Raw genomic sequence first — 12,862 nt, 5'->3', positions numbered from 1 at the left:
GACCGGGCATGGAGACACGGCCACCGCGGCGATCGTCCGGCAGGGCCGCAACCGGACATCACGCGATGGCCGCGCGGCTCCGGCGGCCCGTTACACCGTGGACTTCGTGAAGGACGGCTTGCAGAGTCCTTCCAGCACCTTGCAGAGCCTGTCGCGGAACTCCGGATCGACGAGCCTGCCCTCGGAGTCGAACTGGCTCAGAGCCGACGACACGACCAGGTCGGCGCCGTACACGACCGCGCCGGCCGTGCCGAGGGCACGGCGGAGCTCGGTCTGCGTCCACGTCGCCTCGTGGGCGTGCAGGCAGGCGGTCAGCACCGCGGCCGGCTTGCCGACGAGGACCGCGCCGCCGCGTGAGGACGCCGCCCAGGCCAGCGCGTGGCCGAGCTGGGGCGGCAGGACGCTGTGCGCCGGCGCCGCGACCAGCAGGCCGTCCGCTCCGGAGAGGATGTGGCACAGCTCGTCCACCCGCTGCGGAAGCGGCCCCTCCTGGAACGGCGGCACCTGATCCAGCCCGTCCCAGATCTCGAAGTCCACCGACGCCGGCAGCTCTCTGGCCGACGCCTCAAGTAGTTTCCGGACATACGCCCCCGGGCGGAGGCTTCCGGCAATTCCTATGATCTTCATCCCCGACCCCATCCCTGTCGCGAGCTTGCGAACGCTACGCGCGAGGGGGGACCTGCCCCAGGAAAAGGCCAACGAACGTGATCTCCAGCACATATCGCGCATGACCCGGTGATTTCTTCACCAAACACGGCCGGATGTCCGTGAAACCCACGGCCCCGCCCTCTCCGTCCGGTGTCGCTCACCGGGGAAACGCTGAAAGATCTCGCATGCGAGGACCCGGACGCCCTCGGAGGGGTTCCGGGTCACCGTACGGGCCCGCCCTGCCCGCTACCGGACCGCCGCCCGCGCGCCGCGCGCGGGCACGGCGTCCAGACGCATGCGGTCCGGCGCCTCGCGGAGCGGCTCCGGCAGGGTCAGCGGCCCCCGGCCGGGCGTGATCGAGCCGAGCACCCTCGGCCCGGCGGCGCCCGTGCAGCCGGGGACCGTCGCGGGCAGCCCGTGTACCGTCATCCAGCCGAAGAGCGAGAAGGCGATCGCCTCCTTCGCGTCGGAGGGGACGCCGAACTCGTCGCTCGGCACGAGCCGCGCCCGCCCGGCCCGCTCGCGCAGCATGCCGGCCAGCACCGGGTTCCGCACCCCGCCGCCCGAGACGATCACGGTGTCGAGCCGGTGCCGCCTGATCTCCGCGGCCACGGTCTCGGCGGTCAGCGCGGTCAGCGTCGCCAGCAGGTCGGGGAGGGCCAGTCCGTACGGCGAGGCGATCCCGGCGAGGTAGCCCGGGTGGAAGAGCTCCTTGCCGGTGGTCTTCGGCGGCAGGGCCCGGTAGTACGGCTCGGCCAGCAGGTCCCGGAGCAGCTCATCGTGGATCCGCCCCGCCGCGGCGAGCCGGCCGTCCTCGTCGTACGGCATGCCCGTGGCGGCCGCCACCGCCGCGTCCATCAGCGCCGACGCCGGGCCCGTGTCGTAGGCGATCCCGAGCTCCCGCACGGTCAGGTTGGCGATGCCGCCGAGGTTGAGGGCGCCGGCGCGGCCCGGCAGACCGGCCATGAGCAGCAGGTCGAAGGAGGAGACCAGCGGCGCGCCCTGCCCGCCGGCGCTCACGTCCCGTGCGCGCAGGTCGGAGACCACCGGCACGCCGGTTCGCTCGGCGATCCAGGCGGGCTGGCCGAGCTGCAGGGTGCCGCGCACCTTGCCGTCCTCCACCCAGTGGTACAGCGTCTGCCCGTGCGAGCAGACCAGGTCGGCCGGGCCGCCCGCCTCGGCCGCGTCGGCGAACGCCTGGCCGATCAGGGTGTCGAGGCGGCACACCTCGGCCATGTCGATCGGGTTGGGCGGCAGCGCGGCGACGATCCGCGCCCGGAGCTGGTGATCGTAGGGCCGCTCGCCGGTGCGCTCGACGACCCCCGTGAGCACGCCGTCTTCCATCGACCAGTCCACGAGCGCGCTGTCGATCCCGTCATGGGAGGTCCCTGATATCAGTCCGAGCACCCGCACGTCTTCTCCTTGCAGGAATTCTTCAGAAGAATATAGTCCTTGGGAGATTATCTACATATGGAGTGCGTGTGACGACACTGGTCATCGGCGTCGACGGAGGCGGGACGAGCACCCGGTGCGTGGTGGCGACGGAGTCCGGCGAGGTGGCGGGGCGGGGATACGGGAAGGGCGCGAACACCCTCTCGGCGGCCGACCCCGGCGCCAGCCTGCGCGCGGCGCTCCGGGCGGCACTGGGGAGCCTCGCCCCCGAGCGGGTGACGGGCGGCGTGTTCGGGCTGGCGGGCGCGGGATCGGCGCCCGAGCAGGCCGAGGCCCTCGCCACCGAGGCGTGGCGGGCTGCCGGTCTGMCCGGGCGGCCCACGGTGGTGCCCGACATGCTCGCGGCCTTCGCCGGGGCGACCGAGGAGCCCTCGGGGGCGGTGCTGATCGCGGGTACCGGCGCGGTGGCCGCCCGGATCTGCGACCGGCGGGTCGTCCGGCGGGCCGACGGGTACGGCTGGATGCTCGGCGACGAGGGGTCGGGGACGTGGATCGGGCGGCGGGCCGTACAGGCCGCGCTGGCCTCGCTCGACGGCCGGGCCGCGCCCACCGCGCTGCGCGGCGGGATCCTCGGCGGCGCGTCCGCCCAGCGGATCGTGAGCATGGTCCACCGGGGGGTCGCCGAGGCGGGGCCCGCCTGGCTGGCGCGGCTGGCGCCGGAGGTGGAGTCGGTCGCGGGAGCGGGCGACGCGGCGGCCATCGCGATCCTGGACGAGGCCGCCCGGCGGCTCGTCGGCACCGTCCGCTCGCTGGGACCGGGGTCGGGGCCGCTGGTGCTGGCGGGATCCCTGCTCACCGAGCCCACCTTGCTGGCGGCGAAGGTCCGCGCCGGACTTGACCGCGGCGTGGTGACCGCCCGTGACAGCGCCGCCGGGGCCGCCGCCCTGGCGCTGCACGGCGCCAGGGCGGCGGCCCCGCTGGAGGCCCACCGGCGGCTGATCGGCCAGGAGCGCTGAGCCGTACACACCGCTCCCGTCGCCGCGGCCGCCCGCGAGCTCCGGGCGCCGTCAGGAGCGGCACCCGGAGCCCCCCGGCCGTGCCGCCGCCCTCCGCCTCCGCGCCCCGGTCAGCCTCCGGATCGCGGCGCTCACCCGCACCGACCGTGCCCGGAACCCTCGCCTGACCACGCCACGCCCACCGGCGTCCCGGCCGACCGGGCACGATCTCCGGTGGACTTTCAGACGTCCATCGCCACCGCGACCGCGAGGCTGTCCTCGTAGATGCGGTAGCGGGTGATCCTGCCCTCGGTCACGGTCACGCTGACGGCGAACTCGGAGAAGAACTCCCGGCCTGTCTCGTTGATCTTCTGGGTGAAGCGTCCCACGGCCACGGCGTCCTGGCCGTCGGCCACGATCCGGTCCACGGTGAACTCCTGCGGCGTGAGCGCGCCGCCCATGGTCCGCAGGGTGGTGACCACCTCCTCGGGGGTGGACCTGTGCCCCGCCCACGGCACTCGCGCCGAGCCGGGGATGTTCCAGTCGATCTTGTCGTCCAGCAGGGCGGCGACGCCCGCGAGGTCGCCGGAGCCGAACCGGTCGAAGAAGGCCGCCAGCGTCGTGCGGGCGTCGGAAGTCGTGGACACGGTGTCCTCCACAGAAGGGGTTTCGCTGTCGACATCGACGTTATGAGCGCCGAATGCGCGGTCATATGGCGATTCCTCTTGTCTTCATAACCGTTCGTCTCACAAGCTGGCTTCATGGATGTGCTCTCCGACGTGTTGGCGGCAACGAGGATCGGCGGCGTGCTGTCGGCCAGGCTCAGCGCGTCGGCTCCCTGGGGTCTCAGAATGGGGACGGTCCCCACGGCCGCCTTCCACGCGGTGACGCAGGGCGCGTGCTGGCTCCGTGTGGAGGGCTCGGAGCCCAGGCAGCTGGTCGCGGGAGACGTCGTGCTGCTTCCCACCGGCGGCGGTCACGCGCTCGCCAGCGACCCGTACGGCCCCCTGACCCCGTACGAGGAGGTCGCGGCGGGTCAGGACCTCTCCACGGCCGAGATCGACATCCCCGGCCGGGGGCCGAGCGTCCGGATCATCTGCGGCGCCTACCGTTATGACGCCTACGTGTCCCATCCGCTGCTGACGATCCTGCCGCCCGTGCTCCATCTGCCGGCCGACCAGACCGCCGCGCGCGGGGACCTGGCCACGACGCTGGGCATGCTGGCCACCGAGCTCGGCGGGCGCCTCCCCGGATCGCAGACCATCGTCGACCGGCTGGTCGACATCCTGTTCGTGCACATCCTGCGCCAGTGGATCAACGCCAATGAGGAGTCCGGCGCCTCCTGGCTGGTGGCGCTACGCGATCCCGAGATCGCCCTGGTCATCTCGCTGATGCACCGCGACCCGGCACGCGCCTGGACGGTCGAGGGACTGGCCCGCGCGGTGGGCGTCTCGCGGGCGACCCTGGCCAGGCGCTTCACCGCGCTGGTGGGTGAGCCTCCCCTGGCGTACCTGACCCGCTGGCGGGTCGAGCTGGCCGCCAGGCGGCTCCGCGACACCGGGGATCCGCTGTCCGTCATCGCCAGGAGCGTCGGCTATGTCTCCGAGTTCTCCCTGTCGCGCGCCTTCTCCCGGGCCAGGGGGGTGGCGCCCGGCCACTACCGGGCCGGGCACCGGGTCTAGCGGAGGCCGGAGGACGGGTCGCCCGTGCCGGACGACAGCTTCGCCAGCAGCGCCTCCAGTTGATCGCGCTCGGCCTCGGTGAGTCCGGCGGCCAGTTTCGCCAGGCCGGCCACATGATCGGTCAGCGCCCGCTCCAGCAGGTCGTGCCCGCTGTCGGTGAGCCGGATACGGACGCCCCGCCCGTCCTCCGGGTCGGGATCCCGCCGCAGGTGGCCGGATCGCTCCAGCCGGTCGACGCGGTTGGTGACCGCCGCCGGGGAGAGCAACAGCGCCAGCGCCAGCGCGCCGGGTGACAGGTCCCCGCCACCTCGGTAGAGGGTGGCGAGCACGTCGAACTCCCCCCGGTTGAGGCCGTACGGGCGCAGTACCTCGGCGATCGCGGCGCCGGCCCCTCTCTCGGCCCTGGTGAGCCTGCCGAACAGCGCCATGGGCGCGGGGTCGATGTCGGGACGCCGGGCGTTCCACTGCTCGACCATGCGCCGCACCGGGTCCTGGGCCTCTTCCGTCATGACACTATTTTGACATCAAAATAGAACCGTGCAACTATTTCTACGTCGAAATACATATTCAGGAGGTTCACCCATGACCACTGCGGTAACCGGCAACACCCAGGTCGTCTGGGACTTCTACGCCGCGCTCGACCGGGGCGACCTGGACGCGGTCCGCCGCACGCTCGCCCCGGACTCGGTGCTGCACGTCCCCGGCCGCAGTTCCAACACCGGCGACTACGAGGGCCGCGAGGCGGTCATCGCGTTCGTCGTCAACGCCTCGGCCGTCACCGGGGGGACGCTCAAGCTGGCCGTCCACCGCGTTCTCGCCGACGACGAGCAGGCGGTCGCCCTCGCCACCTACACCGCCACCCGCCCCGGCGCGAACGTCCCGCTGGAGAACAACCTGGCGCACGTCATGACGTTGCGGGACGGCCTGATCGCCGAGTCCTGGCTGCACAGCCGCGACCAGTACGAGGTCGACGAGTTCTGGGGCGACCGGCCGGCGGGGGCCTGACCATGAGCACGATCACCGGCAGGCGGGTCGTCCGGGCCTCCCTCGACGACGCGGCGCGGCTGTTCCTCGACTGGTCACAGGACGCGCGCTGGCGCGCCCAGGTCCGGCGGATGACCGTCGAGCCGCCGGGACCGGCCCGGGCCGGCCAGCGGATCGTCGAGGAGCTGCGGTTCGCGGGACTGGACTTCGTCACGCCCACCCGCGTCGAGCACGCCGGCCCCACCGACGCCGAGTACCGGGGCGGCAGCGCCGCGGTGACCGTTCACGGGGCACGCCGCCTGCAGGCCCTGCCCGAAGGGCGGGTCGCCCTCGTCGCGACCCTCCACATCCGGCTGCGCGGCCCTCTGCGCCCGCTGACCGGGCTGCTGGCCCCGTCCTACCGGCGCCTGCAGGAACACGACCTCGACCGCCTCGCCCGGATCCTCGACAGCGGTACGCCCGACGGCGACCGCGCCCCCCTCCGGGAACGGTCCGCGACCTGAGCCGGGCGGGGCCGGTACGGCGGTCGCATGCGGTGATCTCCGAGCCGCCGGCGTGGAGGACCGGATGCCGGAGCTGTCACCGTGAGCCGGCGAGGGCGCGGCCGCCGCACGCGGTGGCGGCCGGTCCCGGGGACCGGCCGCTCCCGGAGACCCCGACCTGCCGCGTACGGCGGCGCGGCCGCCTCCGGCCGGGTCACGCGCTCCGGATCCTCCGCGTCTCACGACTGCGTGCTCACGACTGCGTGCTCACGACGCCCGGCGGCGCCGCGCGGGTCACCACTGCACGCGGCGGCCCTGGCTCGGCGGGCTCTGCCGGTTGGCCCGGTCGACGGCCGTCACGTAGTAGTACGCGCCCCTGGTGCCCGCCGGGTCCACCCAGCGCACGTGACGGTCGGCGGGGACGACCGCGACCAGGTTGCGGGCGTCGTCGAAGTCCCCGGGCCGGGCGTGCCGGTCGAGCCGGAAGATGGCGTACTGGAACGGGGCGTCCCTGCCGGTGGCGAGGATGCGCAGCTCGGCGCCCCCGTCCACCCGGCGCGCCCAGACGAGCACCGGGCGGCGCGGAGCCGCGCCGCCGGCGAGCCTGGGCAGCAGCGGGCCGAGGGCGGGGCGCGTGTAGTGGTCGGTCACGACGGTGGTGACCGAGCCGAGCCGGTCGTCGCGCACGTCGCCGGAGTTGTACCAGATGTCACCGCCGACCTGCGGGTGGTCCCGGTTGAGGGTCAGGTGCCTGGTGAGCTCGTCCGGCTGGAACCACTGGGCGGGCTGCCCGGCCGCCCCCGCCTTGTAGGCCGCCTGGCCGATCCAGAGCTGCGTGGGGGTGCCCGCCGCCACGTCGGACCACCAGGGGACCAGCTTGGCGTAGTCGGCGTTCGACTGGCCGATGTACCAGTAGAGCTGCGGCGCGATGTAGTCCAGCCAGCCCTTCTTGACCCAGCCGCGGGTGTCGGCGTGCAGGTTGTCGTATGACTGGCTGCCGCCCGTGTCCGAGCCCAGGGGGTCGGTGGTCCTGTTGCGCCAGATGCCCGAGGGGCTGATGCCCCAGGCGATCTCCGGCTTGGCCTGCCGTACCCGCTGCTGCATCTCCTGCACCAGCAGGTCGACGTTGTTGCGCCGCCACGCAGCGAGGTCGGGGAAGTCCTGGCCGTACTTGGCGAAGGCCGCGCTGTCGTCGAAGGCTGCGGTGTTGACCGGGTAGAAGTAGTCGTCGAAGTGCAGGCCGTCGATGTCGTACCTGGTCACCGCGTCCATCATCGCGTCCTGCACGAACGCGCGGACCTCGGGCATGCCCGGGTTGTAGTAGAGCTTGCCGCCGTAGGGGACGATCCAGTCGGGGTGCTTGGTGCCCGGGTGGTCCGGGTGCAGCTTGGACGGGTCGGGCTGCATCGACACGCGGTAGGGGTTGAACCAGGCGTGGAAGGCCAGGCCGCGCTTGTGCGTCTCCTCGACCACGAACGCCAGCGGGTCGTAGCCGGGGTCCTGGCCCTGGGTGCCGGTCAGATACTGCGACCAGGGCTCGAACGGCGAGGGCCAGAAGGCGTCGGCGGTCGGCCGGATCTGCACGAACACCGCGTTCAGCTTGCGGGCCTGCGCCAGGTCCAGCCAGGCGAGATACTCGGCCTTCTGCTGGTCGGCGGTCAGCCCGGGCTTCGACGGCCAGTTGATGTTGACGACGGAGGCGATCCACATGCCGCGCATCTGGCGCAGCGGCGGGACGTACTCGGCGAATGCGGAGGCGGAGGCGAAGGCGGGCAGGGGTACGGCGGTCGCCGCGGCGGCGAGGGCGAGGCCGCGCAGGACGGTGCGTCGGGTGGGTGAGCTCATGCGGACTCCAAGGGGGGTGTTGCGTCCCGGCCGCTCCCGGCCGCTCCGGCCGCGGGGCCGCGGGGGCCACAGGGCCGCGGGCCAGATGCCGTCGAACGGACACGGAGCCGGTCAGGAGGGTCACGAGGGTCTCGACGGCGAGAATGGCAGAAAGTTACTTTCAAAGCAATGATGATGAAAGAAAGTGTCATTGATGTGTAACCTGCCCCGAGACGTCTCCGGCGAGAAGGTGCCCCCATGCCCCACCACAGCCCCACCCTGGCCCGGCTGGCCATGACCGTGCTCCAGCCCGGCTTCGACGGCACCGCGCCGCCCGACTGGCTGCGCCGGGCGCTCTCCGAAGGGCTCGGCGGCGCCGTGCTGTTCGCCCGGAACCTCGCCGACCCGGCGCAGACGGCCGAACTCGTCGCGGGTCTGCGGCGGGAGAACCCGGCCGTGGTGGTCGCGGTGGACGAGGAGGGCGGAGCGGTCACCCGGCTGGAGGCCAGGACCGGCAGTTCCTGGCCGGGCAACCGGGCGCTCGGGGTGGCCGACGACGCCGAGCGCACCGAACAGGTCGCCCGCGGGATAGGCCGCCTCCTCGCCGCGGCCGACATCACCCTCGACTACGCCCCCGTGGTGGACGTCAACGCCAACCCGGCCAACCCGGTGATCGGCATCCGTTCCTTCGGCCCCGACCCCGAGCTGGTGGCCCGGCAGACCACCGCCTGGATCACAGGGTTGCAGGGKGCCGGGGTGGCCGCCTGCGCCAAGCACTTCCCCGGTCACGGCGACACCGTCACCGACTCCCACCACGCGCTGCCGACCGTCCACGCCGACCTCGAACTCCTCCGGGAACGCGACCTGCCGCCGTTCCACGCGGCCGTCAAGGCGGGGGTCCAGGCCGTGATGTGCGGCCACCTGCTGGTCCCCGCACTCGATCCCGGCAACCCCGCCACGCTGAGCAGGCGGATCCTGACCGGCCTGCTCCGCGAGGAGATGGGCTTCGGCGGCATGCTGGTCACCGACGCGATCGAGATGGGCGCCGTCGCCGCCCTGCACCCCCCGGGCGAGATCGCGGTCCGCGCGCTGACCGCGGGGGTGGACGCGATCTGCGTCGGCGTGTCCTCGGCGGGCGGGGAGAGCGTCTACGCGTTGCGGGACGCGATCGTGCGGGCCGTGCACGACGGCAGGCTTCCCGAGGAGCGGCTGGCCGAGGCGGCGGGACGCGTGCTGGCCCTGGCCGGCTGGTACGCCGGGAACGCCGCCGCGCGGGAGCGGGCACGGGACGCACAGACCACGGAGGCCCGGGAGGCGCCGGGCGGACAGGGAGGACGGGACCCGCGGGGGGAAGGCGAGGAACTCGGCCTGCGGGCCGCCCGTGCGGCCATGCGCGTGACCGTCGCGGGCGATCGGACCGCGCACCCGCCCGTCCTGTCACGGCCGCCGCTGGTCGTCGACATCGCCCCGCGCCTGAACCTGGCGATCGACCCCTCGACCCCCACCGGGCTCGTCGGCGCCATGAGCGAGCTGCTGCCGGGCACCATCGGGCACACCGTCGCCGCCGAGACGGCCGGCCTCCCCGACCTCTCCGACCACCGGCGCCCGCTCGTCCTGGTGGCGCACGACGCCCCCCGCCACGCGTGGGTCCGGGACCTGCTGTCCAGGGCCGTCGGGCTGCGCCCCGACGCGATCGTGATCGAGACCGGGCTGCCCGGCGAGCCGACCGGGGCGGTTCACATCGCCACCCACGGTATTTCCCGGGTTTCGGCCCGCGCGGCCGCCCTATGGCTGACCGGCGAGCAATAGGCTTGATCCCGACAGAAGAGGTGCCCGGATGAACGAGCAAGACGGCCCCACACCCGTGAACCTGGTGGCCACCGTGAGGGCGGTTCTGCCCTCACTCACCCCCGCAGCTCAGGCCATCGCCCGGCTCATCCTCGACGATCCCGGGATGGTGGCCCGCAGCACCATCACCGAGTTCAGCGCGGTCTCCGGGACGAGCGAGGCCACGATCGTGCGCACCGCCAGAGCCCTCGGCTTCGCCGGCTACTCCCAGCTGCGCTTCGCCCTGGCCGCCGCGGTGGCCAGGGAGGAGCCCGAACGGCTCGTCCCCGGCGATCTGGGGCCCGACGACCCGCTCACCGACGTGATCGCGAAGGTGACCCGGGCCGAGTCCGAGGCGCTGGCCGACACCGCGGCCCAGCTCAACCCCGACCGGCTGGGCACGGTGGTCGAGGCGATGACCGCCGCCCGCCGGGTGGACGTCTACGGGGTCGGCGCCTCCGGCCTCGTGGCGGCCGACATGGCACAGAAGCTGATGCGGATCGGCCGCTCCAGCCATGCCTTCACCGACGCGCACCTCGCGCTGACCAGCGCGGCGCTGCTCGGGGAGGGCGACGTCACGGTGGGGGTGAGCTGTACCGGCGAGACCCCCGACGTGATCGCGCCCATGCGGGTCGCCCAGAAGGCGGGCGCGACCACGGTGGCGATCACCAACAACCCGCGCTCCTCGCTGGCCGAGCTGGCCGAGCACGTCCTGGTCTCGGCGGGCCGGGAGACGGCGTTCCGCCCCGGAGCCCTGGCCAGCCGGATCAGCCAGCTCCTGATCGTGGACTGCATCTTCGTCGGCATCGCCCAGCGCACGTTCGAGACCTCGGACGCGGCGCTGCGGGCCACCAGGGGCGCGCTCGACGAGTTCATGGCCGACACCCGCCGCCGCAACAAGCCCTCCTGAGCGGCCTCCGTCCGTGAGCCTGAGGGGACCCGGCCGGGTCCCCTCAGCCCGTGGCCCTCACCCCGGAGAGGATGTGGTCGACGACGTCGGCGGCCGAGTAGTCCTCCGGCAGCTCGTCGAGGAACCCGAGATCCTGACCGAGGGTGAGCAGCGGAGGCTCCCGGTAGCCGTCCGGGCGGCGCTGGCCGAGGCCGATGGCGGAGAGCAGCCCGTTGCACAGGCAGCGGCGCTCCACGGTGTCCTCGACGGGGCGGCCCTTGCGGACGTGCGTGTCGACCGGTTCGGCGGGGCAGCGGTAGCCGACCGCGCCGTCCTCCTTGCGGTAGGGCGTGCGCAGGTGGCCCAGGTCGCACAGGCGGGGGCGGTCGCCGTAGACCTCCGGGTCGGACAGGGTGCCCGGCAGATCGGCGATCTTGAAGGGGAAGCCCGCCGGCGAGGCGCGCGGGTCGTTGCGGACCTCCAGGGTCCCGCTTGACGCGCGCCCGAGCAGGCGCCGCCTGAGCGTGTCGTCCAGGCCCGACTCCCGGCACAGCGCGAAAGCCGTCCCCAACTGGATGCCGGCGGCCCCGGCCTGGACGGCCCGTACCAACCCGTCGGGGGTCGCGTAGCCGCCCGCCAGCCAGAACGGCAGCCCGAGCGCGGCGATCTTGCCGGTGTCGACCTGATCGCGCGGGCCGTAGACCGGCTCGCCTGCGGCGTCGAGCACCATTCTGCCCCGGGGGGGCGCGCTGTGCCCGCCCGCCACCGGTGACTCCAGCACGAACCCGTCCGGGCGGGTCTGCGGAGAGCGGGCGAGGTAGGCGGCCAGGACGTGAGAGGAGACGATGGCCAGCAGCCGGGGCCGCTCCAGCGGTCCGGGCGTGCGGCCGAGCAGCGCCACCGGGTCGATGCCGACGGTGTGGCGGTCCTCCGTGGCGGCCTCCGCCACCGCGACCGATATCTGGGCCGGCTGGTGCACGGCGAGCGCGTCGAGCAGCCGCGGGATCTCCGAGGGGATGCCCGCACCCATCAGCACGTAGTCGACACCGGCGAGCATCGCCCCGTAGACGGCGGCGGGCGTGGCCATCTGGATCTTCTCCAGATAGTTGATCCCGATCGGGCCCTCGTGTCCCTCCTTGGCGAGGAACACCTCGGCGAAGTTCGCGACCACCGTGAGTTCGTCCCGGCCCCGGTGCGAACGCAGGCCGAGCCGGGGCACCGGCCGGTACGGCAGGCCGTCCCCGGCGCCGCCGGGGACGAAATACCGCGACAGGACCCGCTCGGCGACCTCGGGGGCCGGAAAGTGCGCCAGCGCCCTGCGCAGGTGCCCGCCCGGATCTCCGTCCTGCAGCCGCCTGGCCAGCACGACGTCCAGCGCCGTTCCGGACACCACGCCGAGCTGTCCGGTCCGGGCGACGGCCCGCGCCAGCCGCCACCCGGACACGCCGACCCCCATCCCGCCCTGGATGAGGAGGGGCGGCCTGGCCTCAGACACGTCGGGCTCGGACCGTACCGGCCCAGGCGAGCAGGGCGAGCTCCTTCGCCCGGACGGTCTCGCGGGCGGCGCGGGCGCCGGCGTTCCCCCGCGTGGCGCCGGCCGTCCGGAAAGCGCCGATCGACGAGGGCAACGGGTCGCGGACCGCGCGACGCTCCTCGCGGAGGACGCCGGTGAACTCATGGGAAACCGACAAGGCAACGCCCTTCTGGACGACGGAGCGTCAGGGCTCCGCCGGTATCTGGATGCACCTGAGATCCAAGCGATCCGCGGCCACCCTCGCCCAGTGGCCAAAGTCCCGAATCGACAGGCCCTACGGTCACATTCCCGCTCCGCCGCCCGCCGGAGGCGAGCGCCCCGCCCGCGCGGGCGACGGCGGCGCCGCGTCCGTCCCGCGCCCGGCCCTCCTGCCGGCCTCCAGGACCGGCAGGGCGGTGACCTGGCCGGGCGCCTGCTTCTCCAGCGCGTCCCCGGCGACCGCGTCATGCCCGTGATCACGCCCGCCAGGTGTCCGGTACGGTCTTCTTCGTTGTCATTTGTCGCAATAAAGCATGTCGTAATCATCGAAAGGGTTCGACACCGTGCGAAAGGCGCCGCTCATCGCCGTCCTGGCAGCCGGCCTCACCGGCTGCGGTCTCGTGCCC

13 protein-coding genes are annotated in these 12,862 nt (G+C 73.4%); 6 read left to right on the top strand and 7 right to left on the bottom strand.

What is annotated here, in order from left to right; translation table 11 throughout:
• Window positions 1-90: 90 nt before the first annotated feature.
• Window positions 91-627, bottom strand: a complete 537-nt coding sequence (locus CA984_RS07125) for an NADPH-dependent FMN reductase (protein WP_165781140.1) — start codon at window positions 625-627, stop codon at window positions 91-93.
• A gap of 267 nt (window positions 628-894) precedes the next feature.
• The gene (locus CA984_RS07120; RefSeq protein ID WP_086569500.1) at window positions 895-2,061 is read right to left on the bottom strand and encodes an anhydro-N-acetylmuramic acid kinase; all 1,167 of its coding nucleotides are present in this window, start codon (window positions 2,059-2,061) and stop codon (window positions 895-897) included.
• A 68-nt stretch (window positions 2,062-2,129) separates the two neighbouring features.
• Between CA984_RS07120 and CA984_RS07115 the strand changes: the two genes are divergently transcribed.
• Entirely contained in the window at window positions 2,130-3,056 is a 927-nt protein-coding gene (locus CA984_RS07115; protein WP_086569498.1) for an N-acetylglucosamine kinase, read from the top strand.
• Between the two features lie 221 nt (window positions 3,057-3,277).
• Here the strand turns inward: CA984_RS07115 and CA984_RS07110 are convergent, their stop codons facing one another.
• Window positions 3,278-3,682, bottom strand: coding sequence for a nuclear transport factor 2 family protein (locus tag CA984_RS07110; protein WP_165781139.1), 405 nt, complete (start codon window positions 3,680-3,682; stop codon window positions 3,278-3,280).
• Between the two features lie 114 nt (window positions 3,683-3,796).
• Between CA984_RS07110 and CA984_RS07105 the strand changes: the two genes are divergently transcribed.
• Window positions 3,797-4,717 carry an AraC family transcriptional regulator gene (locus CA984_RS07105; protein ID WP_086569495.1) on the top strand — a complete coding sequence of 307 codons (921 nt, stop codon included), beginning with the start codon at window positions 3,797-3,799 and terminating at the stop codon, window positions 4,715-4,717.
• Here the strand turns inward: CA984_RS07105 and CA984_RS07100 are convergent.
• Complete coding sequence (locus tag CA984_RS07100; protein ID WP_086569492.1) at window positions 4,714-5,226, bottom strand: MarR family winged helix-turn-helix transcriptional regulator; 513 nt, start codon at window positions 5,224-5,226, stop codon at window positions 4,714-4,716. The two genes, CA984_RS07105 and CA984_RS07100, sit on opposite strands and share 4 nt — an antisense overlap.
• A 73-nt stretch (window positions 5,227-5,299) precedes the next feature.
• Here CA984_RS07100 and CA984_RS07095 point away from each other — a divergent pair, with 73 nt between their 5' ends.
• Together CA984_RS07095 and CA984_RS07090 are read left to right on the top strand one after the other, a co-directional pair.
• Window positions 5,300-5,722 carry a nuclear transport factor 2 family protein gene (locus tag CA984_RS07095; protein ID WP_086569490.1) on the top strand — a complete coding sequence of 141 codons (423 nt, stop codon included), beginning with the start codon at window positions 5,300-5,302 and terminating at the stop codon, window positions 5,720-5,722.
• 2 nt (window positions 5,723-5,724) lie between these two features.
• Window positions 5,725-6,204 carry an SRPBCC family protein gene (locus tag CA984_RS07090; protein ID WP_086569488.1) on the top strand — a complete coding sequence of 160 codons (480 nt, stop codon included), beginning with the start codon at window positions 5,725-5,727 and terminating at the stop codon, window positions 6,202-6,204.
• Between the two features lie 273 nt (window positions 6,205-6,477).
• Here the strand turns inward: CA984_RS07090 and CA984_RS07085 are convergent, their stop codons facing one another.
• On the bottom strand, window positions 6,478-8,028 hold the full coding sequence (locus tag CA984_RS07085) for a glycoside hydrolase family 10-like protein (protein ID WP_086569486.1): 1,551 nt from the start codon (window positions 8,026-8,028) through the stop codon (window positions 6,478-6,480).
• A gap of 237 nt (window positions 8,029-8,265) precedes the next feature.
• Here CA984_RS07085 and CA984_RS07080 point away from each other — a divergent pair, with 237 nt between their 5' ends.
• On the top strand, window positions 8,266-9,816 hold the full coding sequence (locus CA984_RS07080; RefSeq protein ID WP_086569485.1) for a glycoside hydrolase family 3 protein: 1,551 nt from the start codon (window positions 8,266-8,268) through the stop codon (window positions 9,814-9,816).
• 28 nt (window positions 9,817-9,844) lie between these two features.
• On the top strand, window positions 9,845-10,744 hold the full coding sequence (locus tag CA984_RS07075; protein ID WP_086569483.1) for a MurR/RpiR family transcriptional regulator: 900 nt from the start codon (window positions 9,845-9,847) through the stop codon (window positions 10,742-10,744).
• A 43-nt stretch (window positions 10,745-10,787) separates the two neighbouring features.
• Here CA984_RS07075 and CA984_RS07070 read toward each other — a convergent pair whose 3' ends face one another.
• Together CA984_RS07070 and CA984_RS07065 are read right to left on the bottom strand one after the other, a co-directional pair.
• Entirely contained in the window at window positions 10,788-12,218 is a 1,431-nt protein-coding gene (locus CA984_RS07070) for a nitronate monooxygenase (RefSeq protein ID WP_207620767.1), read from the bottom strand.
• Window positions 12,211-12,414 carry a hypothetical protein gene (locus CA984_RS07065; protein WP_086569479.1) on the bottom strand — a complete coding sequence of 68 codons (204 nt, stop codon included), beginning with the start codon at window positions 12,412-12,414 and terminating at the stop codon, window positions 12,211-12,213. The genes CA984_RS07070 and CA984_RS07065 overlap by 8 nt, the downstream gene beginning before the upstream one ends.
• Window positions 12,415-12,862: the final 448 nt, after the last annotated feature.

The organism is Streptosporangium minutum (assembly GCF_002149035.1).
GTDB classification, from domain to species: Bacteria; Actinomycetota; Actinomycetes; order Streptosporangiales; family Streptosporangiaceae; genus Streptosporangium; species Streptosporangium minutum.
This window is presented reverse-complemented; position numbering and strand designations above follow the sequence as displayed.

Bases quoted from the DNA above. Each gene is read 5' to 3' on its own strand.
- CA984_RS07125 (WP_165781140.1), bottom strand. From the start codon at position 627: ATGAAGATCATAGGAATTGCCGGAAGCCTCCGCCCGGGGGCGTATGTC.
- CA984_RS07105 (WP_086569495.1), top strand. From the start codon at position 3,797: ATGGATGTGCTCTCCGACGTGTTGGCGGCAACGAGGATCGGCGGCGTG.
- CA984_RS07100 (WP_086569492.1), bottom strand. From the start codon at position 5,226: ATGACGGAAGAGGCCCAGGACCCGGTGCGGCGCATGGTCGAGCAGTGG.
- CA984_RS07095 (WP_086569490.1), top strand. From the start codon at position 5,300: ATGACCACTGCGGTAACCGGCAACACCCAGGTCGTCTGGGACTTCTAC.
- CA984_RS07090 (WP_086569488.1), top strand. From the start codon at position 5,725: ATGAGCACGATCACCGGCAGGCGGGTCGTCCGGGCCTCCCTCGACGAC.
- CA984_RS07085 (WP_086569486.1), bottom strand. From the start codon at position 8,028: ATGAGCTCACCCACCCGACGCACCGTCCTGCGCGGCCTCGCCCTCGCC.
- CA984_RS07075 (WP_086569483.1), top strand. From the start codon at position 9,845: ATGAACGAGCAAGACGGCCCCACACCCGTGAACCTGGTGGCCACCGTG.